This window comes from Pseudomonas sp. PS01301 (genome assembly GCF_029960215.1).
Taxonomy (GTDB): Bacteria; Pseudomonadota; Gammaproteobacteria; order Pseudomonadales; family Pseudomonadaceae; genus Aquipseudomonas; species Aquipseudomonas coleopterorum.
On sequence record NZ_JASCPM010000009.1, the window covers coordinates 84,082 to 109,535 of the forward strand.

Here is a 25,454-nt window from a genome sequence, read left to right on the forward strand (position 1 = left end):
GCCAATGTCGTCATCCATACGCACAACCCTCAAGTCCGACGCATTGACGCGACTGGCCCAAGCGATCGCGGTCACCCTGTGCGCCGGTCTGGCCGGTTGCCAGAGCACGGCGAGCGTCTCTTCAGGCACTGGCCAGGACGCCCGCCCCCACGCGCTGACCGCTCACGTGCGGCCCAAGCCGATCTTCGTCAATCAGGCCCAGGCCAAGAAGGCTCCGCACGACGTGTGGGAGCGCATCCGCGACGGTTTCCAGCTGCAAGACAGCATTGCCATGAACCCGCGCGTCGAGCAGCAGCGCCTGTGGTTCGTCAGCAACCCGTCGTTCCTGGAAAGCGCCAGCGGTCGCGGCAGCCTGTACATGCACTACATCGTCGAGCGCCTGGAAGAACGCGACATGCCGTTGGAGCTGGCCCTGCTGCCAGTCATCGAAAGCGCGTTCAACCCCATGGCCTACTCGCGCTCCGATGCCTCCGGACTGTGGCAGTTCATTCCCTCCACGGGTCGCTACTTCAACCTGCGCCAGACCAACTTCTACGATGGCCGTCGCGATGTCACCGCCTCCACCGGCGCGGCATTGGACTACCTGAGCAAGCTGCACGAGATGTTCAACGGCGACTGGCTGCTGGCCCTGGCGGCCTACAACGCCGGCGAAGGTACGGTCAGCCGGGCCATGGAGCGCAACGAGAAACTGGGCCTGCCCACCGATTACTGGAACCTGCCACTGCCGCAGGAAACCCGTGACTACGTGCCCAAGCTGCTGGCCCTGGCCGAACTGGTGCAGTCGCCTCAAGCCTACGGTGTGAACCTCAACCCGATCGCCAACCAACCTTACTTCGATGTGGTGGAGGTCAACCAGCGCGTCGACCTGTCGCGCGTTGCGGCACTGGCCGGCATCGACGAAGACGAGATGTTCCAGCTCAACCCGGCGTTCAAGAAGCGCGTGACCATGGAGCCCACCCAGCACCTGCTGGTGCCCACGGCCAAGGCGCAATTGCTGACCGCCAGCCTGTCGAACATGAAGCCCGAAGAACTGCTGACCCTGGCCCCTGCCCAGCGTATCTTCGACGAAGTGGCGGTGGTACAGCCCAGCCGACCCAAGTCGTACACCGTGCGCCGCGGCGACAACCTGGCGTCGATCGCCAAGGCGAACAAGGTCGACACCCGTGACCTGCAGCGCTGGAACCGCCTGACCGGCAAGAACCTCAAGGTTGGTCAGACCCTGGTGATGCAGGCCGAGACACAAGCCAAGGGTCGGGTGGTAGCCAAGGCTGGGTCGGCCGCCAGCGATGCGCAGAAAACCACCACCTACAAGGTGCGCAAGGGTGATTCACTGTACTTGGTCGCCAAGCGCTTCAACGTCGAGATGCAGCACCTCAAGCGCTGGAATCCGCGCAGCGGACACGCGCTCAAGCCCGGCCAGACCCTCACGGTCTACCTGAACCGTCGCTGAGTGCGCCTGACCCCGCAACGATCCGCTCTGGCGGACGTTGCAGGGACGGCCGCATGCCATCACCACTCTTCTTCCTGCTGAGACAAACTGTTACTGTAAGCGCAACAAAGTCATTGCCGACCGGTTCGGATTCATGAATTGATGCGTCCCCTCCTTCTCAGCCTGCTGGGCCTTGCGTTGAGCACCTGTGCCAACGCGACGATCACCCAGAGCCATGGCTATGCGCAATTCGGATCGCTCAAATACCCGGCTCGCTTCAGCCACTTCGATTGGGTCAACGCCGACGCTCCCAAGGGCGGCACCTTGCGCACCATGGCCTTCGGCACCTTCGACACGCTCAACCCCTACACCTTCAAGGGCATCAGCCCAGTCCAGACCGCCAACTTCCTGCAGTACGGCATCAACGAGCTGAACGAGCCGTTGATGGTCGGCACCGGGCAATACGCGCCTTCGGGTGATGAACCCACCTCCAGCTACGGCCTCATCGCCCAATCGGTGGAATACAACGAAAGCCGCAGCTGGGTCGTGTTCAACCTCAGGCCGCAGGCGCGCTTCAACGATGGCCATCCGATCACCACCGCGGACGTGGCGTTCTCCTACCGAACGCTGTTGAGCCAGGGTCATCCGATGTACCGGACCAACCTGCAGGAAGTGCTGCGGGTCGATGTGCTGAGCCCCACGCGGATCCGCTTCGTGTTCAAGCGTTCGGGCAACCCGCTGCTGATCCTGCGCCTGGGCGAGTTGCCGATCCTGCCCAAGCACTACTGGCAAGGTCGGGACTTCCAGGCCACCACCTTCGAGGTGCCGGTGAACAGCGGCCCGTATCGGATCACCCAGGTGGTGCCGGGCAGAAGGCTGGTGCTGGAGCGGGATCGCAACTGGTGGGGCAAGGACCTGCCGGTCAATCGCGGCAAGTACAACTTCGACCGCATGGAAGTGGAGTTCTACCGGGACAGCGACGTAGCCTTCGAAGCGTTCAAGGCGGGCGAGTTCGACATCTACATCGAGCACCAGGCCAAGAACTGGACCAACGGCTACGACTTTCCAGCCGTGCGCCGCGGCGACGTGATCAAGGCGCAGATCCCCCACAAGATCCCGACGCAGACCCAGGGCCTGTTCTTCAATACCCGTCGCCCGGCCTATAGCGATCCACGCGTGCGCGAGGCGCTGGGCCTGCTGCTGGATTTCGAATGGACCAACCGCGCCCTGTTCAGCGGCGCCTATCGGCGCACCGAAAGCTACTACCCCAACAGTGAATTCGCCGCCACCGGCCTGCCCAGCGGCAAGGAACGTCTGCTGTTGTCTGCGTACAAAAGCGCGCTGAGCCCGGCCTTGTTCCTTGAGGCGCCAAGCATGCCCGCCACCGACGGCAACGGCATTCCCCGGGCCACGCTGCGCCAGGCACTGCACCTGCTTGGCGAGGCCGGCTGGACGTTGCAGGGCGACCGCCTGCGCAATGCCGCGGGGCAGCCGCTGCGCCTGGAGATCCTGCTGGTCAATTCCAATCTGGAGCGCATCCTGGGCCCCTATGTCGCCAACCTGGCCAGCATCGGCGTGCAGGCCAACCTGCGCAGCGTGGACCGCGCGCAGTACAAGCAGCGCTTGGACCAGTTCGATTTCGACATGATCTCGCTGACCCTGCCGCAGACCCTGAGTCCGGGGCTCGAGCAATGGCAGTACTTTCACTCCAGCCAGGCCGCCGTGCGCGGCAGCAAGAATTACGCAGGCATCGCCAACCCGGTGGTCGACCGTCTGCTCGAACAGTCGCTCGCCGCCCAGAGCCGCGACGACCAGGTGGCCGCCGCCAGGGCGCTCGACCGCGTGCTCCTGTCGCAGCACTACATGGTTGCCAACTGGTACCTGGACTACCACCGCCTGGCGTACCGCAGCCGGTTGGCCTTCGTCACCACCCCGCCGTACACCCTGGGCCTGAGTGCCTGGTGGATCAAGCCTACGGAGAAGATTCGATGATGCCCTTACGTGCCCTGAGCAAGGCCCTGAGCGCTGTCGCGCTGTGCATCGCCGCCAGCGTGGCGCACGCCGCGCCGCAGCATGCACTCACGCTGTACGACGAAGCGCCCAAATACCCTGCGGACTTCAAGCACTATGACTACGTGAACCCCGACGCCCCCAAGGGCGGCACCTTTCGCCAGAAAGGCGTGGGCAGCTTCGACAGCCTCAACCCCTTCATCAGCAAGGGCGTGCCCGCCGACGACATAGACCTGATCTACGACACCCTGGCGCGGCGGAGTCTGGACGAGCCCTTCACCGAGTACGGCCTGGTGGCCGGCCGCATCGAGAAAGCTCCGGACAACAGTTGGGTGCGCTTCTACCTGCGTCCCGAGGCGCGTTTCCACGATGGTCAGCCCATGCGCGCCGAAGACGTCGTGTTCAGTTTCCAGACCCTGATGCAAAGCGGCTCGCCGCTCTACCGAGGCTACTACGCCGATGTCGCCGATGTCGTCGCCGAAGACCCGCTGCGGGTTCTGTTCAAGTTCAAGCACAGCAACAACCGGGAACTGCCGCTGATCCTCGGTCAGCTGCCGGTACTGCCCAAGCATTTCTGGCAGGGCCGAGACTTCACCAAGGGCAGCCTGGACATCCCCCTGGGCAGTGGTCCCTACAAGGTTGCCGAGGTCAAGGCGGGCCGCTCGATACGCTACGAGCGGGTCAAGGACTACTGGGCCCGCGACCTGCCGATGAACCGCGGGCTGTTCAACTTCGATGTGCTCGATATCGAGTACTACCGCGACAGCACCGTGGCCCTGCAAGCCGGCAAGGCCGGGCAATTCGACTTCTGGCTGGAAAGCAGTGCGAAGAACTGGGCCACCGCCTACGACATCCCGGCGGTTCGCGAGAAACGCCTGTTGCGCGAGGAAATCCCCAACGGCAACCCGACCGGCATGCAAGGCTTCGTCTTCAACCTGCGCAAGCCGCTGTTCCAGGACGTGCGCGTGCGCGAGGCTCTGGCGTTGGTGTTCGATTTCGAGTGGACCAACAAGCAACTGTTCAACGGCGCCTACCTGCGCACCGACAGCTATTTCGAGAACTCCGAGATGGCGGCTTCCGGGCTGCCCAGCCCGGCCGAACTGAACATCCTCGAACCGCTACGCGGACAGATTCCCGAACGCGTCTTCGATACGCCGTTCAGCAACCCGGTCACCGACGCCAGCGGCATGCTGCGCGAGCAGCAACGCCAAGCCTACAAACTGCTGCAGGAGGCCGGCTGGCGCATCGTCGACGACAAGATGGTGGATGCCCAGGGCACACCGGTGAAGATCGAGTTCCTGCTGACCCAGGCCGACTTCGACCGGGTGCTGTTGCCCTACAAGCGCAACCTGGCGGATCTGGGCATCGAACTGGTGATCCGGCGTGTCGATGTCTCGCAATACGTCACCCGGGTTCGCTCGCGCGACTTCGACATGATGGTCGGCAGCTTCGCCCAGTCCACCTCGCCCGGCAACGAGCAGCGCGAGTACTGGGCCAGCTCCAGTGCCGACAAGCCGGGCAGCCGCAACTTCATGGGCCTCAAGGACCCGGCCATCGATAGCCTGGTGGAGAGCCTGATCAATGCCTCCTCGCGCCAGGACCTGATCGACCACACCCGCGCCCTGGACCGGGTACTGCTCTGGGGCCACTACGTGGTCCCCAACTGGCACATCAAGACCTGGCGCGTGGCGTACTGGAACCACATCGGCCACCCCGCCATCACGCCGCGCTACGACATCGGCGTGGAAACCTGGTGGAGCAAGCCCCAGGCCACGCCTGCGGTCACCACCACGCCTTCAGGGACGCCATAAGATGCTGGCCTACATCCTGCGCCGACTGCTGCTGATCATCCCCACGCTATTGGGGATCCTGATCATCAATTTCGCCATCATCCAGGCCGCGCCCGGCGGGCCGGTGGAACAGATGATCGCCAAGCTGGAGGGGTTCGACGGCGCCACCAACCGGATCGCCGGTGGCGGTGCCGAAGTGGCGGTCGCCGGTTCCAGTTACCGCGGTGCACAGGGCCTGGATCCGGCCCTGGTGCAGGAAATCGAGAAGATGTACGGCTTCGACAAGCCGGCCCCCGAACGCCTGTGGATCATGATCAAGAACTACGCGCGACTGGACTTCGGCAGCAGCTTTTTCCGCGACGCCAAGGTCATCGACCTGATCGTGGAAAAGATGCCGGTGTCGATCTCGCTGGGCCTGTGGAGCACCTTGATCATGTACCTGGTGTCGATCCCCCTGGGCATCGCCAAGGCCACCCGCCACGGCAGCCATTTCGACGTCTGGACCAGCTCGGCGATCATCATCGGCTACGCCATTCCCGCGTTCCTGTTCGCCATCCTGTTGATCGTGGTGTTTGCCGGCGGCAGCTACCTGGACTGGTTCCCACTGCGCGGCCTGACCTCCAACAATTTCGAGGAGCTGAGCTGGGGCGGCAAGGTACTCGATTACTTCTGGCACCTGGTGCTGCCGGTCAGCGCGCTGGTCATCGGCCACTTCGCCACCATGACGCTGCTGACAAAAAACAGCTTCCTCGACGAAATCGGCAAGCAATACGTGGTCACCGCCAAGGCCAAGGGCCTGAGTAATCATCGTGTGCTGTACGGCCATGTGTTCCGCAACGCGATGTTGCTGGTGATCGCCGGCTTCCCCTCGGCCTTCATCGGGATCTTCTTCACCGGCTCCCTGCTGGTGGAGGTGATCTTCTCCCTCGACGGTCTGGGCCTGATGAGCTTCGAGGCCGCGATCAACCGTGACTATCCGGTGGTGTTCGGCACCCTGTTCATCTTTACCTTGTTGGGGCTGGTAGTGAAACTGATCGGCGACCTTACCTACACCCTGGTCGATCCACGCATCGACTTTGGCCACCGGGAGCATTGAGATGAACCTGTCTCCCCTCAACCGACGCCGCTTCGAGCGGTTCAAGGCGAACAAGCGTGGCTGGTGGTCGCTGTGGCTGTTCCTGGTGCTGTTCGGCCTGAGCCTGGGCGCCGAGCTGATTGCCAACGACAAACCGCTCGCGGTGCGCTACGACGGCGAATGGTATTTCCCGGCCTTCAAGCGCTATCCGGAAACCACCTTTGGCGGCGAGTTTCCCCTGGAAGCCAATTACAAGAGCCCCTACATCCGCGAGCTGCTGGCGGCCAAGCAGAGCTGGACGCTGTGGGCACCGATTCCGTTCAGCTACCAGAGCATCAACTACGACCTCAGCGTACCGGCACCGGCGCCGCCGTCCGCGCAGAACTGGCTGGGCACCGACGACCAGGGCCGCGACGTGCTCGCGCGGGTGATCTACGGCTTTCGCATTTCGGTGCTGTTCGCCCTGACCCTGACCATCGCCAGCTCGGTCATCGGGGTGATCGCCGGGGCGTTGCAAGGCTTCTATGGCGGTTGGGTGGACCTGGCCGGCCAGCGTTTTCTGGAAATCTGGTCCGGCCTGCCGGTGCTGTACCTGCTGATCATCCTGGCCAGCTTCGTGCAGCCCAATTTCTGGTGGCTGCTGGGCATCATGCTGCTGTTTTCCTGGATGAGCCTGGTGGACGTAGTCCGCGCCGAGTTCCTGCGTGGCCGCAACCTGGAGTATGTGCGCGCCGCCCGCGCGCTGGGCATGCAGAACGGCGCCATCATGTTTCGCCATATCCTGCCCAACGCCATGGTTTCGACCATGACCTTCATGCCGTTCATCCTCACCGGTGCGATCGGCACCCTGACCGCGCTGGATTTTCTCGGCTTCGGCCTGCCTGCCGGCTCACCGTCGCTGGGCGAGCTGGTGGCCCAGGGCAAGTCCAACCTGCAAGCGCCCTGGCTGGGCATCAGCGCCTTCACCGTGCTGGCCCTGATGCTCAGCCTGCTGGTGTTCATCGGCGAATCCGCCCGTGACGCCTTCGACCCGAGGAAATGACATGCGCCAGGACAATCTGATCGAGGTCCGCGACCTGGCCGTCGAGTTCGTCGCCGGTGAGAGCCGCCAACGCGTGGTCGAGAACATCAGCTTCGATATCCGCCGGGGCGAAACCCTGGCGCTGGTAGGCGAAAGTGGCTCGGGCAAATCGGTGACGGCGCACTCCATCCTGCGCCTGCTGCCCTACCCGCTCGCCCAGCACCCCAGCGGCACCATTGCCTACAATGGTCGCGATCTGTTGACGCTGCCGGAAAAACAACTCAGGCAGATTCGCGGCAATCGCATCGCCATGATTTTCCAAGAGCCGATGAGCTCGCTCAACCCGCTGCACAACATCGGCAAGCAGATCGGCGAAGTGCTCGCTCTGCACAAAGGGCTGACCGGAGCAGCCGCTACCCAGCGCACCCTGCAGTTACTGGAACTGGTCGGCATCGGTGAACCGCACAAACGGCTCAAGGCATTGCCACACGAGCTGTCAGGCGGCCAGCGTCAACGCGTGATGATCGCCATGGCCCTGGCCAACGAACCTGAATTGCTGATCGCCGACGAGCCCACGACCGCGCTCGACGTGACGGTGCAGCTGAAGATCCTCGAATTGCTCAAGGAACTGCAGGCCCGACTGGGCATGGCCCTGCTGCTGATCAGCCACGACCTGAACCTGGTGAAGAGAATTGCACACCGGGTATGTGTCATGCAGCGCGGTCGCATCGTCGAACAGGCTAGCTGCGAAGAATTGTTTCGTGCACCACAGCATCCGTACACACAGGTGCTGCTGGGGGCCGAACCCAGCGGAGCGCCTGCGGCAACGCAGATCGGCGAGCCGATTCTGTCGGTCGACGACCTGCGCGTCTGGTTTCCCATCAAAAAGGGGTTTCTGGGGCGCACCGTGGATCACGTCAAGGCCGTCGACGGCATCCAGTTCGAGCTGCCTCGTGGCCAGACCCTGGGCATCGTCGGCGAAAGTGGCTCGGGCAAGTCGACACTAGGCCTGGCCATCATGCGCTTGATCGCCAGCCGTGGCTCGATCCGCTTTCAGGGTGAGGCCCTGGACGGCCTGCCCCAGCAGCAGGTGCGCCCGCTGCGCAAGCAGATGCAGGTGGTGTTCCAAGACCCCTTCGGCAGCCTCAGCCCGCGGATGAGCGTGAGCCAGATCGTCGGCGAAGGCCTGCGAATACACAAGATCGGCAACGAAGCCGAGCAGGAACAGGCTATCATTGCCGCGCTCGAAGAGGTTGGGCTGGACCCACAGACCCGGCATCGTTACCCTCACGAGTTCTCCGGCGGGCAGCGGCAACGTATCGCCATTGCCCGGGCCTTGGTTTTGAAGCCGGCGTTGATCCTGCTGGACGAGCCCACATCGGCGCTCGACCGCACCGTTCAGCGCCAGGTAGTGGAGCTGTTGCGTTCACTGCAACTGAAATACAACCTGACCTATTTGTTTATCAGCCATGATCTGGCGGTAGTCAAAGCGCTGAGCCACCAGTTGATGGTGATCAGGCACGGTCAGGTCGTCGAACAAGGGGCGGCGCGGGAGATCTTTGCCGCGCCGCAGCACCCTTATACACAGCAGCTGTTGGAAGCAGCCTTTTTGGCCCCAACGGCTGTCGATTAACCTGAAGAGGAACAACACATGGGTTTTCTCGCCGGTAAGCGCGTCCTGATCGTCGGTGTCGCCAGCAAACTGTCCATCGCATCCGGCATCGCTGCCGCCATGCATCGCGAGGGTGCTGAACTTGCCTTCACCTACCAGAACGAAAAGCTCAAGGGCCGCGTCGAGGAATTCGCCGCAGGCTGGGGCTCCAGCGCCGATCTGTGCTTCCCTTGCGATGTGGCCAGCGATGCTGAAATCGCCTCGGTCTTCGAAGCCCTGAGCAAGAAGTGGGACGGCCTGGACGTCATCGTTCACTCCGTCGGCTTCGCCCCGGGCGACCAGCTCGATGGCGACTTCACCCAGGCCACCACCCGCGAAGGCTTCCGCATCGCTCACGACATCAGCGCCTACAGCTTCGTGGCCCTGGCCAAGGCCGGTCGCGAAATGATGAAAGGCCGCAACGGCAGCCTGCTGACCCTGTCGTACCTGGGCGCCGAGCGCACCATGCCCAACTACAACGTCATGGGCATGGCCAAGGCTTCGCTGGAAGCCGGCGTGCGCTACCTGGCCGGCTCCCTGGGCCCGGAAGGCACTCGCGTCAACGCCGTATCGGCCGGCCCGATCCGCACCCTGGCAGCCTCGGGCATCAAGAACTTCCGCAAGATGCTGGCCGCCAACGAAGCGCAGACCCCGCTGCGTCGCAACGTCACCATCGACGAAGTCGGCAACGCCGGCGCGTTCCTGTGCTCCGACCTGGCGTCGGGCATCAGCGGCGAAATCATGTACGTGGACGGCGGCTTCAACACCACCGCCATGGGTGATATCGAAGAGTAAGCTGGCTTCGGTCGGTTGAAGAAACGCCGCTGATTTCAGCGGCGTTTTTTTATCGCTCGGTTCATCGGTGGCGCAAGGAGTAGTGGTGACATGTGGGAGCGGGCTCTGCCCGCGAAGAGGCCCTTGAATCCACCAAAAAACAAAAGGCCGCATACGCGGCCTTTTGTTCAAACATCCATCACCTCAATACTTGGTGATGTCCGCCTTGGTTTCCAGCAGCTTGCGGTACGCCGCGAAATCCTGCTGACCCATGCGCGACGCCAGGAAGCGACGGTACTGGGTCTTCTCTTCATCGCTAGGCGCCGCAGCTTCGTTCACGCCGTCCAGGCGCAGAACCACGAAGCTACCGTCCTTCAGCGTCACGCTGCTGAACTCGGGCTTGTCCTTGGCTTGCGGCTTGGGCATACGGAACAGTGCCTGCAGCTCGGCCGGCTCGATGCCGTCCTGGCCGCGGCTGACCGCTTCCAGCACTTTCCAGGACTGACCTTCCTGACTGGCCGCCAGCGGCACCTTGCCGTCGCGCAGACCGGCCAGCAGCGCTTCGCCCTTGGCTTTCACCTGGGCTGCGGCGTGCTGCCTGGCCAGCTCGGCACGAATCGGTCCGGCCACGGCTTCCAGCGGCAGTTGCTCAGGCTTGCGATGCTCCTTCACGCGCACCACAACCATAGTTTCCGGGTCCAGCTCCAGCGCAGCGCTGTTGGAACCCTCCTCCAGCACTTCAGGGCTGAATGCGGCCTGCACCACGGCACGGCTGGCAGTCACGCCCTGGCTGCCGCCTTCCTTGCCGAACGGCTCGGACGTGTGGACCTTGAGGCCCAACTCCTGCGCAGGCTGCCCCAGGTCCGAGGCTTCGAACGCCGAGTCTTCCAGTTGCTTGGTGGCGGTCACGAAGCGCTGTTCAACTTCCTGAGTCTTCAGGTCGCTGGTCAGCTTGGCCTTGAGGCTGGCGAAGGTCGGTACGTCCGGAGCCTGCACGTCTTCAAGCTTGATCAGGTGCCAGCCGAAATCGGTGCGCACCGGCGCCGAAACCTGGCCCTTGCTCAGGGCATTGAGCGCGGTTTCGAACGCCGGGTCGTACACGCCATTGCCGGCGAAACCGAGGTCACCGCCATTGCTGGCCGAGCCTGGATCCTGGGAGACTTCCTTGGCCAGCTTGGCAAAGTCCTCACCCTTCTCCAGACGTGCCTGCACTTCCTCGATCTTGGCCTTGGCCTGCGCGTCATCGAGCTTGTCATTGACCTCGATCAGAATGTGCGCGGCACGACGCTGCTCGGACAGGTTGGCGATCTCTTTCTGGTAGGCGTCCTGAAGATCCTCGTCCTTCACGGTGACCTGGTCGAAGAACGAAGACTTCTTCAGCTCGACGTAGTCGATGACCACCTGATCAGGGCTCATGAACTCCTTGGCGTGTTCGTCGTAATGCGCCTTGACCTCGTCGTCGGTGACCTTGGTCGCCGACGGGTCTGCTTTGAACGTCAGCGAAGCGAAATCACGGGTCTGCTTCTCGAGGCGAGCGAACGCGGCAACCTGCTCGTCGGTCACGAAGCTGCTGCCCGCCAGGCCGGCACGCAGCTGGCCGATGAGCATCTCTTCGGAGAGCATCTGACGGAACTGCAGACGGCCGTAGCCCATCTGGCGAATGACCTGATCGAAGCGTTCGGCGCTGAATTTGCCGTCGACCTGGAATTCAGGCGTCTGCAGCATGATCTGGTCGAGCGCACCTTCGGAGAAGGCGAACTTGGCGTCATGGGCACCTTGCAGCAGCAGCTTGCGATCGATCAGACCCTTGAGGGCCGCTTCGCGCAGCATCTTGTCGTCGAGCAGGGCTGGATCGAAATCCTTGCCCAACTGTTGCATCAGTTGGCGACGTTGCATCTCGGTCGCCTGACTGAGTTCGTTCAAGGTGATCTCGTCACCGTTGACCTTTGCAGCGTCCTGGCTATGGCTGGCGGCCTGGAAGATCGCGTCGAAACCGGTCAGCGCCATCAATACGATGATCAAACCGATGATGGTCTTGGCAATCCAGCCCTGGGAGTTATCCCTGATGTTCTGCAGCATGCATCCCCCGAAAACGGCCGTACAGATAGAGCGACCGCGGAGAGTAATAGGAATCCGGATAGAAGAAAGGCGCATCCGAGGATGCGCCTTCTCGTAACTCGCGGAGCTTGCTCAGCTCCACTCCTGTTGCCGGCATTGCCTGGCAGCAGGTAGCAAAGGCGTAGCCGAAGCTTAGTTGACAGCTTCTTTCAGGGCTTTACCGGCTTTGAAGCTGGGCTTCTTGGCAGCCGCGATTTCCAGGGCCTTGCCGGTTTGCGGGTTGCGACCGGTACGCGCTGGGCGATCAGTCACGGAGAACGTACCGAAACCTACCAACACAACCGAATCACCGGATTTCAGGGCACCCGTCACGGATTCGATCACGGCGTCCAGCGCCTTGCCAGCTGTAGCTTTGGAGATATCAGCAGATGCGGCGATTGCGTCAATCAGTTCCGACTTGTTCACTATAAGTCCCCTTATATCGATATTTTGAGTTGTTTCTAAGTATGTGGTGAAACGTGCGCCGGGTGGCTGTCGACACAGCAAGTGCCGCTTTATAACAAGGGCTCAAAAAAGCTGTCAAGAAAGCCACCCAGTCAAATCAAGGCTCAATGCGTGCTGATTCGTTCCTTGGAATCCGTATCGCGTTTCTCATCCTTGGCGACAATCTCGGGAGCCACATCGGGCAAGGGCTCCGGCGCGTATTGCAGCGCAATTTGCAGGACTTCGTCAATCCATTTAACAGGTTTAATCTGCAGATCCTGCTTGATATTGTCGGGAATTTCCTTGAGATCGCGCACGTTTTCTTCAGGGATGATTACCGTCTTGATTCCACCACGATGGGCCGCCAGCAACTTCTCCTTCAGCCCGCCGATGGCCAATACCTGGCCACGCAAGGTGATTTCGCCGGTCATGGCGACATCGGCGCGTACCGGAATCTGGGTCAGCGCCGAGACCAGTGCGGTGCACATGCCGACACCGGCGCTCGGGCCATCCTTGGGGGTCGCACCTTCGGGCATGTGGATATGCGTGTCGTGCTTCTCGTGGAAGTCCGCGGCGATTCCCAGGCTCTTGGCACGGCTGCGCACCACCGTCTGCGCCGCAGTGATGGATTCGACCATCACGTCACCCAGCGAACCGGTTTTGATCAACTGGCCCTTGCCTGGGATGACTGCCGCTTCGATGGTCAGCAACTCACCGCCCACTTGAGTCCACGCAAGGCCGGTGACCTGACCGACCTGATCCTGCTGCTCGGCCAGACCGTAGCGGAACTTGCGCACGCCCAGCAGGTGATCCAGCGAATCGGGCGTGACCTTGACCGTGAATTTCTTCAGGTGCGCATGCTCTTTCACCACCTTGCGGCAGATCTTGGCAATCTGACGTTCCAGTCCACGCACGCCCGCCTCGCGGGTGTAGTAACGGATGATGTCGCGAATCGCATCGACCTCGATCTCGACCTCGGTCTTCTTCAGGCCGTTGGCTTCGATCTGCTTGGGCGACAGGTACTTGATCGCGATATTGATCTTCTCGTCTTCGGTGTAGCCCGGAAGACGGATGACTTCCATGCGGTCGAGCAGCGCCGGCGGGATGTTCATCGAGTTCGAGGTGCACAGGAACATCACGTCCGAAAGGTCGTAATCCACTTCCAGGTAATGGTCGTTGAAGTTGTGGTTCTGCTCCGGATCCAGCACCTCCAGCAACGCCGAGGCCGGATCGCCGCGCATGTCGCCGCCCATCTTGTCGATCTCGTCGAGCAGGAACAGCGGGTTGCGAACGCCCACCTTGGTCATCTTCTGGATCAGGCGACCGGGCATCGAGCCGATGTAGGTGCGACGGTGACCCCGAATCTCGGCCTCGTCACGCACGCCACCCAGGGCCATGCGCACGAACTTGCGGTTGGTGGCATGAGCGATGGATTCGGCCAGGGAAGTCTTGCCCACACCCGGCGGCCCTACCAGGCACAGCACCGGACCGCGGATCTTCTTCACCCGCTTCTGCACGGCGAGGTATTCAAGGATACGTTCCTTGACCTCTTCCAGACCGTAGTGGTCGGCATCGAGGATGCTTTCAGCGCGCGCCAGGTCCAGACGCACCTTACTCTGCGCCTGCCATGGCACCTGCACCAGCCAGTCGATGTAGGTGCGCACCACGGTCGCTTCCGCCGACATCGGCGACATCTGCTTGAGCTTGTTCAACTCAGCCGTGGCCTTGGCCAGGGCGTCCTTGGGCAGGCCCGCCGCATCGATGCGCTTTTTCAGCTCTTCGACTTCGTTGTGCCCTTCCTCACCGTCGCCCAGCTCTTTCTGAATGGCCTTCATCTGCTCGTTCAGATAGTACTCGCGCTGGCTGCGCTCCATCTGCTTCTTGACCCGTCCGCGAATGCGCTTCTCGACCTGCAGCAGGTCGATCTCGGCATCCAGCAGGGCCAGCACATGCTCGACACGCGCAGGCAGTTCGATGATTTCGAGTATTTCCTGCTTCTGTTCGATCTTCAGCGCCATGTGCGCGGCCATGGTGTCGACCAGGCGACCGGGCTCATCGATGCTGTTGAGCGAGGACAGTACTTCGGCCGGAACCTTCTTGCCCAGCTGCACGTACTGCTCGAACTGGCCCAGCAAGGTGCGCACGAACACTTCAGACTCGCGATCCGGAGCGTCGACCTCGTCGATCAACTGCACTTCGGCACGCACGTGGCCGTCGATCTCCAGGAACTGCTCGACACGGCCGCGCTGCTCGCCTTCGACCAGCACCTTGACAGTGCCATCGGGCAGTTTGAGCAACTGCAGGACGGTGGCGACAGTGCCGACACGGTACAAGGCGTCTTCACCTGGATCGTCATCGGCGGGATTCTTCTGCGCGAGCAAAAGGATCTGCTTTTCGCCCGACATCGCCGCCTCGAGGGCTTCGATGGACTTCTCACGACCCACAAACAGCGGGATGACCATGTGCGGATAGACGACGACATCGCGCAATGGCAGGAGAGGCAATTCGATGGTTGTCTTCATGATTTCGCCTCTACAGCGGCCCCGAAGGCCGTAAACAGATGGAATTGAACATGCCTTCAATGTGGGGGCTTGCCCGGCAAAAAACAAGTTCGCTGTCTGAAAAACGAAAAGGGCCCGTAGGCCCCTTCCTTGTTTCAGCTCAGATTTTCGATCAGGCGTCGGGTGCAGCCTTCGCCGGCGGCTCGCTGTTTTCGTAGATCAACAGCGGCTTGGACGTCCCTTCGATCACGCTTTCGTCGATGACCACTTTGCTGACATCCGTCTGCGAAGGAATCTCGTACATGGTGTCGAGCAGAATGCCTTCCAGGATCGAACGCAGGCCACGGGCACCGGTCTTGCGCTCGAGCGCGCGACGGGCAACCGATTTCAACGCGTCGGTACGGAACTCGAGATCCACACCTTCCATTTCGAACAGCTTGCCGTATTGCTTGGTCAGCGCGTTCTTGGGTTCGGTGAGAATCTGGATCAGTGCCGCTTCGTCCAGCTCATCCAGGGTAGCCAGCACCGGCAGACGACCGACGAACTCGGGAATCAAACCGAATTTGACCAGGTCATCGGGTTCGACTTCGCGCAGCGACTCGCCAACCTTCTTGCCTTCCTGCTTGCTGCGCACCTGGGCACTGAAACCGATACCGCCCTGGGTGGAGCGATTCTGGATGACCTTCTCCAGGCCGGAGAATGCGCCACCGCAGATGAACAGGATGTTGCGCGTGTCGACCTGCAGAAACTCCTGCTGAGGATGCTTGCGACCACCCTGAGGCGGTACCGAGGCAACCGTGCCCTCGATCAGCTTCAACAGCGCCTGCTGCACGCCTTCGCCCGAAACGTCACGAGTGATGGACGGGTTGTCCGACTTGCGCGAAATCTTGTCGATTTCGTCGATGTAGACGATGCCCATCTGGGCCTTCTCGACATCGTAGTCGCACTTCTGCAGCAGCTTCTGAATGATGTTCTCGACGTCCTCACCCACGTAACCGGCTTCGGTCAGGGTGGTGGCATCGGCGATGGTGAACGGGACGTTGAGCAGGCGAGCCAGGGTTTCGGCCAGCAGCGTCTTGCCCGAACCGGTCGGGCCGATCAGCAGGATGTTGCTCTTGCCGAGCTCTACGTCGTCATTCTTCTTGTCACGCTGGTTCAAGCGCTTGTAGTGGTTGTACACCGCTACCGCGAGAACCTTCTTGGCGCGCTCCTGGCCAATCACATACTGATCCAGGATGCCGCTTATTTCTTTGGGCGAGGGCAATTTATGCGCGCTGCTCTCGGCCTGGGCTTCCTGCACCTCCTCGCGGATGATGTCGTTGCACAGGTCGACGCACTCGTCGCAGATAAAGACCGAGGGGCCGGCAATCAATTTGCGCACTTCATGCTGGCTTTTGCCACAGAAGGAGCAATAGAGCAGCTTGTTGCCGTTGTCCTCGCCGTTGCGGGTGTCAGTCATTCGATCGATCCAAATCCGATAGGCTTGCAACACAAGATGAAGGCTATTGCGGGCTTTTTCAAGCCCGGCAATGGTCGGGCATGCCAACCAGCCCTATTTTGAGCGGCTCATGTTAAGCGGGGCGACGGTCAATCACTTTGTCGATCAGGCCATAGGCTTGCGCAGCTTCGGCACTCATGAAGTTGTCGCGGTTGGTGTCGCGCTCGATTTCTTCCAGAGTGCGCCCGCTGTGCTTGGCCATCAGCGCGTTGAGACGCTCACGGATAAACAGGATTTCCTTGGCATGGATTTCGATGTCCGACGCCTGGCCCTGGAAGCCGCCCAGTGGCTGGTGAATCATCACGCGTGAGTTCGGCAGGCAGAAACGCTTGCCTTCGGCACCGGCGGTCAGCAGGAATGCGCCCATGCTGCAGGCTTGGCCAATGCAGGTGGTCGACACGTTCGGCTTGATGAACTGCATGGTGTCGTAGATCGACATGCCTGCAGTGACCGAACCGCCTGGGGAGTTGATGTAGAGATGGATGTCCTTGTCCGGGTTTTCCGCCTCAAGGAACAGCAGCTGCGCACAGATCAGGTTGGCCATGTAGTCCTCTACCGGGCCAACCAGAAAGATCACTCGCTCCTTTAGCAGGCGTGAGTAGATATCGTAGGCGCGTTCGCCACGAGCGGATTGCTCGACAACCATCGGGACCAGGCCGCCAGCGGCCTGGATATCAGAGTTCTGCTGAATATAGGAATTACGGAACATGCTCTGCAGTTACTCCCAAATAGTCATGTCTTGAAAACGCACAAGCCAGCGCGAGGCTGGCTTGTGGTTGAATTTCCAACGAGTTGGACAATCAGTCGGCTTGTGCTGCTTCCGCCGGTTTGACTGCTTCTTCGTAAGAGACCGCTTTATCGGTCACCTTAGCCTTCTGCAGAACAGTATCCACAACTTGTTCTTCCAGCACAACCGAACGGACTTCGTTCAGCTGCTCGTCATTTTTGTAGTACCACGATACAACTTGCTCGGGCTCCTGGTAGGCCGAGGCCATTTCCTGGATCAGCTCGCGTACGCGTGCTTCGTCAGGCTTGAGCTCGTTCTGCTTGACCACTTCGGCGACGATCAGGCCCAGCACGACGCGGCGCTTGGCCTGTTCGGTGAACAGCTCGGCCGGCAGTTGGTCGGGCTTGATGTTGCCACCGAACTGCTGCACGGCTTGAACGCGCAGACGGTCGACTTCGTTGTCCAGCAGCGCCTTGGGCACTTCGATCGGGTTGGTCGATACCAGACCGTCCATGACCTGATTCTTGATCTTGGCCTTGATGGCCTGACGCAGCTCGCGCTCCATGTTCTTGCGAACTTCGGCGCGGAAGCCGTCGAGACCGGTTTCCTTGATGCCGAACTGGCCGAAGAACTCTTCGTTCAGCTCAGGCAGCTTGGCCTCGGAAACGCTGTTGACGGTGACGGTGAACTCGGCGGCCTTGCCGGCCAGCTCGAGGTTCTGGTAGTCCTCGGGGAAGTTCAGGTTCAGCACCTTCTCTTCACCGGCCTTGGCGCCGACCAGACCGTCTTCGAAACCGGGAATCATGCGGCCCGAACCCAGTACCAGCTGGGTACCGCTGGCCGAACCACCGGAGAACGCCTCGCCTTCGATCTTGCCGACGAAGTCGATGTTCAGCTGGTCTTCGGTCTGGGCAGCGCGCTCGACCTGCTCGTAACGCACGTTCTGCTTGCGCAGCACTTCGAGCATGTTGTCCAGGTCGCTGTCGGCGACGTCGGCGCTCAGGCGCTCGACTTCGATGCTGTCGAACGCGCCGACTTCGAATTCGGGGAACACTTCAAAGGTAGCGATGTATTCCAGATCCTTGCCCTTCTCGAACACTTTCGGCTCGACGGCGGGTGCGCCGGCTGGGTTGAGCTTGTGCTCGACCACGGCTTCATAGAAGGAAGCCTGGATGACGTTGCCCAGAGCTTCCTGGCGCGCGTCAGCCTCGTAGCGCTGACGGATGACGCTCATAGGCACCTTGCCTGGACGGAAGCCCGGGATCTTGGCGTTACGGGCGGTCTGTTGCAGACGCTTGTTGACTTCGGCCTCGATGCGCTCGGCGGGAACGCCGATGGTCATGCGGCGCTCGAGAGCGGAAGTGTTTTCAACAGAAACTTGCATGGATTTTCCTCGTTGCACAGACGTTAGCCGGCCATTTCCGACCCCAGATCAAGGGCAAGCATTCTAGTGGCTCGAACTCAAGAAGTCACCCTATGCACATGGATGCGCGGAAAGTCGCTGCAGAAACCGTCCAACGGCAGCAAAACAAGGCCTGTTCAGGGATGAAAAGTGATCTCTCGGACAACTTTTGCAAGACAATGATGGGCCCGCTGGTATTCTGTCAGCGGATAAAGTCATTACCTTGCACCTCTATGCGGAGAGCACGACCATTCTGTCGTTTCCGGTAACAATGCCCACCATCGCAGGACCTTCATGGCCATAAACCCCGTGCCGCTGGTTTCCCTCGCCAATTGCGAGGACGAGCCCATCCATCGGCCGGGCGCGATCCAGCCTCATGGCGCACTGATCGCGCTGGATGCCGAAGGTCGCGTATTGAGCCGCAGCGCCAACTTGATGGCGACCATCGGGCTGGATGTACTGCCGGGCAGCACGCCGGACGGCGAGTTGCTGGGCGGCGATGTCCTGGCACTGATCGCCGAGGGGCTTGCCAGCAGCGATCACTGGGCCAACAGTGTCGAAAGCGTGCTGCTCGGCCGCCTGTTCGACGTGGTTGCCCATCGCCATCTGCAGATCCTGTATCTGGAATTCGAACCGCGCCGTACGGCCAGCGGCTCCTTCAGCCAGTTCGCCCTGTACGCGCAACGCATCATCAGCCAGATGCAGAACCGCCACGACATCGATGCCCTGCTGAGCCGCGTGACCCAGGAAATCCGCAACATGACGGGCTACGACCGGGTCATGGCCTATCGCTTTCGTCCCGACCTGTCAGGCGAAGTCATCGCCGAGGCCCATCGCGAAGACCTCGAAAGCTATCTGGGCCAGCGTTACCCGGCCTCGGACATCCCTGCCCAGGCTCGCCTGCTCTATATATTGAATCCGATTCGCCTGATCGCCGACGTGACCTATGCGCCAGCGCCACTGATCCCGTCACTGGATCCGCGAACCGGCCAGCCGTTCGACCTGAGCTTCAGCACCCTGCGCAGCGTTTCACCGATCCACTGCGAGTACCTCACCAACATGGGCGTGCGCGCCTCGATGAGCGTTTCCATCGTCGTGGGTGGCAAGCTGTGGGGGCTGTTCTCCTGCCACCACATGTCGCCCAAGACGATGGCTCACCCCTTGCGCATGTCGTTCCAGGTCATCTCGCAGGTCTGCAGCGCACTGGTCGAACGCCTGGAACACAACCTGGCCACACAGACCCTGAAGCAGGCAAGCGACCAGCAACAGAGACTCATGACCCTGGCCCGCGACTCCGAAGATCTGGTCAGCGCGTTGGCGGGTGATCCGGACAATATTGCCTCGCTGATTCCGTGCGATGGCGCTGCGGTGGTGATGTCGGGACGTACCCAGAGCATCGGCGGGCATTTCGACGCCCTGTGCCGCCAGGTGCTCGAACACGTCGAACAGGACCCGAACCTCGAGGTGTTCCATACCGAGCATTGGCAAGGCTCGGCAAGCGAGCGCAACACCAGCGGCTACTGTGGCATTCTGGCGGTCCGCTTCCACCGACAGGAATCGGGTTGGGTCATGTGGCTGCGCAAGGAAGAAATCAACAACGTGCGCTGGGGCGGCAAGCCGGAGAAGATCATCAAGGTTGGGCCCTCGGGCGCCCGGCTGACACCCCGAGGCTCGTTCGAAGCCTGGGAAGAAGTGGTGCGCGGACGCTCGGCCAGCTGGGGGGATACCGACATCGCCATCGCCGAGAAGCTGCGACGTGACCTGGTCGAGTTGTGCCTGAGCCGTGCCAGCGAGATCGATGGCATGCGCCAGCGCCTGATCGCGATGCTCGGTCACGACCTGCGCAACCCGCTGCAGTCCATTTCCATGGCCGCCGCCATGCTGTCTTCGAACGAGACGCGCGACACCGAACTGCGCAAGCACATCAGCCACTCCAGCGGTCGCATGGAACGGCTGATCAGCCAGATCCTGGAGATGAGTCGCCTGCAGTCGGGCCTCGGCATCATGGTCAATCGGGTCGAGACCGATCTGTCGACACTGGTGGAAAGCATCGTCCACGAAACCGCCGTGGCTTTTCCCGGCCTGACCATCGAAGCCCGCATCGAGCCGGAAGTACGCGCCATGGTCGATCCGGATCGCTACGCGCAGGTCATCACCAACCTGCTGGGCAATGCTCGCTACCACGGCACGCCCGACACCCCGGTACTGATCAGCTTGAGCACCGAACAGCAGAACACGCGATTGTCCGTGCTCAATCAGACCACTCCGGTGGCGCCCGAGCGACTGGCGACGCTGTTCCAGCCGTTCAAGCCGCACAGCGCCGAGAACCTGCGCAACAAGAATGGGCTGGGGATCGGCCTGTATATTTCCCAGGCAATCGCGGTAGCCCACAGCGGCAACCTGAGCGTCGAGCAGAACGGCAATGTCATCACGTTCAGCATGGTCCAACCGGTGGAGGCGTGAAGCCTTGAGCGGGTGAAGCGTTCGCCAAATCGCAGACACGAAAAAGCCGCCCTGAGGCGGCTTTCACGTTGAGCGGCAGGCGTGGGCCTTGCCATTCTGGTTGGTGCGGACGAAGAGACTCGAACTCTTACACCTTTCGGCGCTGGAACCTAAATCCAGTGTGTCTACCAATTCCACCACGTCCGCGTGTAGCTTTTAAAGCAAAGGCGCCGGATCGGTAAGAATCGGGCGCCTTTCGGAATATGGGGTGGACGATGGGGATCGAACCCACGACAACAGGAGTCACAATCCTGTGCTCTACCAACTGAGCTACGCCCACCATATTGCGTTTACTGCGTTACTTATGCCAAAGCTGCCTAATGGCGCACCCGGCAGGACTCGAACCTGCGACCATCCGCTTAGAAGGCGGATGCTCTATCCAGCTGAGCTACGGGCGCTTTTGAGTCTGTAGTCCTTGCAGATTACAAATCCAGAGCTTCAGTCGGTGATGACAAACAAGCTTTGGAACCGCTTGCTTTGCCCTACCTTCTTCACCAGTGCTAGGCCCTGCCCGACAAGTGCGACGAATGTTATAGACGAGCCTTGGGGTCGTCAACTCTTTTTTCAAAAAAATTCATTTAATTAAAGGGCTTAGGAGGTTTCGCGAAGCAAGCGCCTTTGCCCTGGGCGTGCGACATGCGAGAATGCGCGCACATTTTCATTCCTTTTCGATGGTTAATCACGCGTCATGACTGCACAACTTATCGACGGCAAGGCGATCGCCGCCAACCTGCGCCAGCAGATCGCTCATCAGGTTGCCGAGCGTCGTCAGCAGGGCCTGCGCACGCCAGGGCTCGCGGTGATTCTGGTGGGCACCGACCCCGCTTCCCAGGTCTATGTATCGCACAAGCGCAAGGACTGCGAAGAAGTCGGATTCGTTTCCCGCGCCTTTGACCTGCCGAGCACGACTTCGCAGCTGGAGTTGGAGACGCTGATCGACACCCTCAATGCCGATACCGATATCGACGGCATCCTGTTGCAGTTGCCGCTGCCCGAGCACCTGGATGCCTCGTTGCTGCTCGAGCGCATCCGCCCGGACAAGGACGTTGATGGTTTCCATCCTTACAATGTCGGCCGCCTGGCCCAGCGCATTCCGTTGCTGCGCCCCTGCACGCCCAAAGGGATCATGGCGCTGCTGGAAAGCACCGGCCAGGATCTGTACGGGATGGACGCGGTGGTAGTGGGCGCTTCCAACATCGTCGGTCGGCCCATGGCCATGGAACTGTTGCTGGCAGGCTGCACCGTGACCGTGACGCACCGTTTCACCAAAGACCTGGCGGGCCACGTAGGCCGCGCCGACCTGGTGGTGGTCGCCGCTGGCAAGCCGGGGTTGGTGAAGGGCGAATGGATCAAGGAAGGTGCTATCGTCATCGACGTGGGCATCAACCGTCAGGCCGATGGCAAGCTGGTGGGCGATGTCGTGTACGAAACCGCCCTGCCTCGCGCCGGCTGGATCACGCCGGTGCCAGGCGGCGTGGGTCCGATGACCCGCGCCTGCCTGCTGGAAAATACCCTCTATGCAGCACAGACCTTGCACAAGTGATCTGAGCCCCTTTCGCGGCCAATGACCGCTCCTACGGATGAATCGACGTCCCGTAGGAGCGGTCCCTGGCCGCGAAGCAGGCGCCACGGTTCATCGGACGCACCGTAGCGCTGCTATTTCCTTGCATCCTCCCACGACTTGACCAGTTCGGCGTAGCCCACGGTCTGGCCCTGGGGTTTTTCGTTGGCCAGTTTGGGCTTGGGCGCGCCGGGTTGGTCGAACCAGTACTGGGCGTCGCGCTCGGGGTTCATCTTCGGCCCACACACCGGCTGCACCTTGCTGCGTTCCAGGCGGGTCATGATCGCGTCCTGATCCTTGGCCAGGCCGTCGAGCGCCTGCTGCGGGGTCTTCTCGCCGCTGGCCGCCTCGGAAATGTGACTCCACCACAGCTGCGCCAGACGTGGATAGTCAGGCACGTTGGTGCCGGTCGGGGTCCACTGCACGCGGGCCGGGCTGCGGTAGAACTCCACCAGACCACCCAGCTTCGGCGCCAGATCGGTCATGGCCTGGGAATTGATGTCCGATTCGCGAATCGGGGTCAGACCGACGATGGTCTTTTTCAACGACACCGTCTTCGACGTCACGAACTGCGCATACAGCCAGGCGGCCAGACGTTGCTTCTCGGGGGTGGACTTGAGGAAGGTCCAGGAACCGGTGTCCTGATAGCCCAGTTTCATCCCCTCCTCCCAGTACGGGCCCTTGGGCGATGGCGCCATGCGCCACTTGGGCGTGCCGTCGTCATTCATCACCGGCAAGCCAGGCTTGGTCATGTCGGCGGTGAACGCGGTGTACCAGAAGATCTGCTGGGCGATGTTGCCTTGGGCCGGTACCGGTCCGGATTCGGAGAAGGTCATGCCCTGGGCTTCAGGTGGTGCGTAGGCGCGCATCCAGTCGACGTACTTCTGGGTGGCATACACGGCGGCCGGGCCGTTGGTGTCGCCGCCACGGGTCACGCTGGAACCCACCGGATGGCAGTCCTCCACGCGAATGCCCCACTCGTCCACCGGCAAGCCGTTGGGCAGGCCCTTGTCGCCACCACCGGCCATGGAGAACCAGGCATCGGTGAAGCGCCAGCCCAGTGAAGGGTCTTTCTTGCCGTAGTCCATGTGCCCGTAGATGCGCTTGCCGTCGATTTCCTTGACGTCTTCGGAGAAGAACTTGGCGATGTCTTCATAGGCGGACCAGTTGACCGGAACCCCCAGCTCATAGCCGTAGATCTGTTTGAACTTGGCCTTCAACTCGGGCCGTTCGAACCAGTCGGCGCGGAACCAGTACAAGTTGGCGAATTGCTGGTCGGGCAGCTGATAGATCTTGCCGTCGGGTGCGGTGGTGAAGGAGATACCGATGAAGTCCTTCAAGTCCAGGGTCGGCGAGGTGGCTTTCTTGCCCTCGGGGCTGGCCATCATGTCGGTGATCGACTCGCTCTTGCCGTAGCGAAAGTGCGTACCGATCAAGTCCGAATCGTTGACCCAGCCGTCGTAGATGTTCTTGTCCGACTGCATCTGCGTTTGTAGCTTCTCGACCACGTCGCCTTCCTGCAGCAGGTCGTGGGTGAGCTTGATCCCGGTGATTTCGCTGAACGCCTTGGCCAGGGTCTTGGCTTCGTATTCATGGGTGGTCAGCGTTTCCGACACGACGTTGATGCTCATGCCGCGGAAAGGCTTGGCCGCCTCGATGAACCACTGCATCTCCGCCATCTGCTGCTCGGGCGTGAGGGTGGACGGCTTGAATTCGGCGCCGACCCATTTCTTCGCCGCGTCTTCGTAGGCATCCGCCCATGCTGCGGCGCTCAGGCCAGCGCACGCCAGTGCGGTCGCCAGGGCAATGCTATGTCGCAGTTTGTTGTTGTTCTTGTACATAGTGACCTCCTGTTTGAAATTTTCGCGCTGCGCAGACCCGCATGGCTCAGCCCCAACGCATCACCGCCAGCAACCACACCAGGGACAGCGTCGAGGCGACCCAGATGTTCCAGTCGGTCACGCCGATCACCAGCAGGTGCAGGTAGGCGCTTCCGAGAAGACCGATGAACAAGCGGTCGCCACGGGTGGTGGCGATCGGTAGAAATCCGCGCCGCTCGGTGCAGGGCACGCGCAGTTCGTAGAACGTCATGCCGGCGAGCAACAGCGCAATGGCGCCGAAGAACAGGGCAGTCGGTAGAGTCCAGGCCATCCACTCCATCACAGGCTCCTCATACGCGGCCCAGGGCGAAGCCCTTGGCCACATGGTTGCGAACGAACCAGATCACCAGCATGCCGGGCACGATGGTCAGCACACCGGCAGCAGCCAGCACGCCCCAGTCGATACCCGAGGCGGAAACCGTACGGGTCATCACCGCCGCGATCGGCTTGGCATCGACCGAGGTCAGGGTGCGCGCCAGCAGCAGCTCGACCCACGAGAACATGAAGCAGAAGAAGGCCGTCACGCCGATCCCCGAGCCGATCAGGGGCATGAAGATCTTTACGAAGAATTTCGGAAAGCTGTAGCCATCGATGTAGGCGGTTTCGTCGATTTCCTTGGGCACGCCGGACATGAAGCCTTCCAGGATCCATACCGCCAGCGGCACGTTGAACAGGCAGTGCGCCAGGGCCACGGCAATGTGGGTGTCGAACAGGCCGATGGAGGAATACAGCTGGAAGAACGGCAGCAGGAACACCGCCGGCGGGGCCATGCGGTTGGTCAGCAACCAGAAGAACAGGTGCTTGTCGCCCAGAAAGCGGTAGCGCGAGAAGGCATACGCGGCCGGCAGCGCAACGCTGAGCGAAATGAGCGTGTTGAGGCTCACGTAGTACAGCGAATTGATGTAGCCGGTGTACCAGCTCGGGTCGGTGAAGATCACCCGGTAGTTGGCCAGGGTGAACTCATGGGGAAACAGCGTCAGCCCGCCGAGGATTTCGCCGTTGCTCTTGAACGACATGTTCAGCAGCCAATAGATGGGCACCAGCAGGAACAGGATGTACAGCAGCAGGGGGATCAGTTTGCGCTTGTTCATG

The 25,454-nt window shown here is 61.3% G+C and carries 18 protein-coding genes and 3 tRNA genes; 9 read left to right on the forward strand and 12 right to left on the reverse strand.

Going from position 1 to position 25,454, the window contains the following annotated elements; translation table 11 throughout:
• Nucleotides 1–4: 4 nt before the first annotated feature.
• The 7 genes from QMX89_RS07045 (at nt 5) to fabI (ending at nt 9,771) form a co-directional block, all read left to right on the forward strand.
• The gene (locus QMX89_RS07045; protein WP_282347602.1) at nt 5–1,450 is read left to right on the forward strand and encodes a lytic transglycosylase domain-containing protein; all 1,446 of its coding nucleotides are present in this window, start codon (nt 5–7) and stop codon (nt 1,448–1,450) included.
• A gap of 138 nt (nt 1,451–1,588) precedes the next feature.
• Nucleotides 1,589–3,421 carry an extracellular solute-binding protein gene (locus QMX89_RS07050; RefSeq protein ID WP_282347603.1) on the forward strand — a complete coding sequence of 611 codons (1,833 nt, stop codon included), beginning with the start codon at nt 1,589–1,591 and terminating at the stop codon, nt 3,419–3,421.
• Nucleotides 3,418–5,250 (forward strand): extracellular solute-binding protein, encoded by a 1,833-nt coding sequence (locus QMX89_RS07055; RefSeq protein WP_049858841.1) that lies wholly within the window; start codon nt 3,418–3,420, stop codon nt 5,248–5,250. The genes QMX89_RS07050 and QMX89_RS07055 overlap by 4 nt, the downstream gene beginning before the upstream one ends.
• Before the next feature lies 1 nt (nt 5,251).
• Nucleotides 5,252–6,325, forward strand: coding sequence for a microcin C ABC transporter permease YejB (locus tag QMX89_RS07060; protein WP_049858842.1), 1,074 nt, complete (start codon nt 5,252–5,254; stop codon nt 6,323–6,325).
• 1 nt (nt 6,326) lies between these two features.
• Nucleotides 6,327–7,346, forward strand: coding sequence for an ABC transporter permease (locus QMX89_RS07065; RefSeq protein WP_049858843.1), 1,020 nt, complete (start codon nt 6,327–6,329; stop codon nt 7,344–7,346).
• Nucleotide 7,347: 1 nt separating this feature from the next.
• Entirely contained in the window at nt 7,348–8,958 is a 1,611-nt protein-coding gene (locus QMX89_RS07070; protein ID WP_282347604.1) for an ABC transporter ATP-binding protein, read from the forward strand.
• A gap of 18 nt (nt 8,959–8,976) precedes the next feature.
• Complete coding sequence (gene fabI / locus QMX89_RS07075; RefSeq protein WP_043185915.1) at nt 8,977–9,771, forward strand: enoyl-ACP reductase FabI; 795 nt, start codon at nt 8,977–8,979, stop codon at nt 9,769–9,771.
• Between the two features lie 183 nt (nt 9,772–9,954).
• On the opposite strand, the gene QMX89_RS07080 is transcribed toward fabI, so the two are convergent.
• From QMX89_RS07080 to tig, 6 genes are all read right to left on the reverse strand, one after another.
• On the reverse strand, nt 9,955–11,829 hold the full coding sequence (locus QMX89_RS07080) for a SurA N-terminal domain-containing protein (protein ID WP_049858846.1): 1,875 nt from the start codon (nt 11,827–11,829) through the stop codon (nt 9,955–9,957).
• Nucleotides 11,830–12,000: 171 nt separating this feature from the next.
• On the reverse strand, nt 12,001–12,273 hold the full coding sequence (locus QMX89_RS07085; protein WP_049858847.1) for an HU family DNA-binding protein: 273 nt from the start codon (nt 12,271–12,273) through the stop codon (nt 12,001–12,003).
• A gap of 143 nt (nt 12,274–12,416) precedes the next feature.
• A complete protein-coding gene (gene lon, locus QMX89_RS07090; protein WP_282347606.1) occupies nt 12,417–14,813 on the reverse strand; it encodes an endopeptidase La in 2,397 nt (798 codons plus the stop codon).
• A 151-nt stretch (nt 14,814–14,964) separates the two neighbouring features.
• Nucleotides 14,965–16,251, reverse strand: coding sequence for an ATP-dependent Clp protease ATP-binding subunit ClpX (gene clpX, locus QMX89_RS07095; RefSeq protein WP_049858849.1), 1,287 nt, complete (start codon nt 16,249–16,251; stop codon nt 14,965–14,967).
• A gap of 112 nt (nt 16,252–16,363) precedes the next feature.
• A complete protein-coding gene (gene clpP / locus QMX89_RS07100; protein WP_049858850.1) occupies nt 16,364–16,999 on the reverse strand; it encodes an ATP-dependent Clp endopeptidase proteolytic subunit ClpP in 636 nt (211 codons plus the stop codon).
• A 91-nt stretch (nt 17,000–17,090) separates the two neighbouring features.
• The gene (gene tig, locus QMX89_RS07105; RefSeq protein WP_049858851.1) at nt 17,091–18,401 is read right to left on the reverse strand and encodes a trigger factor; all 1,311 of its coding nucleotides are present in this window, start codon (nt 18,399–18,401) and stop codon (nt 17,091–17,093) included.
• A gap of 312 nt (nt 18,402–18,713) precedes the next feature.
• On the opposite strand from tig, the gene QMX89_RS07110 reads away from it, so the two are divergent.
• A complete protein-coding gene (locus QMX89_RS07110; RefSeq protein WP_282347607.1) occupies nt 18,714–20,882 on the forward strand; it encodes a GAF domain-containing protein in 2,169 nt (722 codons plus the stop codon).
• Nucleotides 20,883–20,983: 101 nt separating this feature from the next.
• Here the strand turns inward: QMX89_RS07110 and QMX89_RS07115 are convergent.
• The 3 genes from QMX89_RS07115 to QMX89_RS07125 all read right to left on the reverse strand — a co-directional run bounded on the left by QMX89_RS07115 (nt 20,984) and on the right by QMX89_RS07125 (nt 21,319).
• Nucleotides 20,984–21,068, reverse strand: a tRNA-Leu gene (locus tag QMX89_RS07115).
• A gap of 57 nt (nt 21,069–21,125) precedes the next feature.
• Nucleotides 21,126–21,201, reverse strand: a tRNA-His gene (locus QMX89_RS07120).
• Nucleotides 21,202–21,242: 41 nt separating this feature from the next.
• Nucleotides 21,243–21,319: transfer RNA gene (locus QMX89_RS07125), tRNA-Arg, on the reverse strand.
• Nucleotides 21,320–21,609: 290 nt separating this feature from the next.
• On the opposite strand from QMX89_RS07125, the gene folD reads away from it, so the two are divergent.
• A complete protein-coding gene (folD, locus tag QMX89_RS07130; protein ID WP_282347608.1) occupies nt 21,610–22,464 on the forward strand; it encodes a bifunctional methylenetetrahydrofolate dehydrogenase/methenyltetrahydrofolate cyclohydrolase FolD in 855 nt (284 codons plus the stop codon).
• Nucleotides 22,465–22,577: 113 nt separating this feature from the next.
• Here folD and QMX89_RS07135 read toward each other — a convergent pair whose 3' ends face one another.
• The 3 genes from QMX89_RS07135 to QMX89_RS07145 are packed head-to-tail and all read right to left on the reverse strand — an operon-like array spanning nt 22,578 to nt 25,453.
• On the reverse strand, nt 22,578–24,323 hold the full coding sequence (locus QMX89_RS07135) for an ABC transporter substrate-binding protein (protein ID WP_049858854.1): 1,746 nt from the start codon (nt 24,321–24,323) through the stop codon (nt 22,578–22,580).
• Nucleotides 24,324–24,369: 46 nt separating this feature from the next.
• Nucleotides 24,370–24,642, reverse strand: a complete 273-nt coding sequence (locus QMX89_RS07140) for a DUF2160 domain-containing protein (protein WP_049858855.1) — start codon at nt 24,640–24,642, stop codon at nt 24,370–24,372.
• A 10-nt stretch (nt 24,643–24,652) separates the two neighbouring features.
• Nucleotides 24,653–25,453, reverse strand: a complete 801-nt coding sequence (locus QMX89_RS07145) for a carbohydrate ABC transporter permease (protein ID WP_049858856.1) — start codon at nt 25,451–25,453, stop codon at nt 24,653–24,655.
• Nucleotide 25,454: the final 1 nt, after the last annotated feature.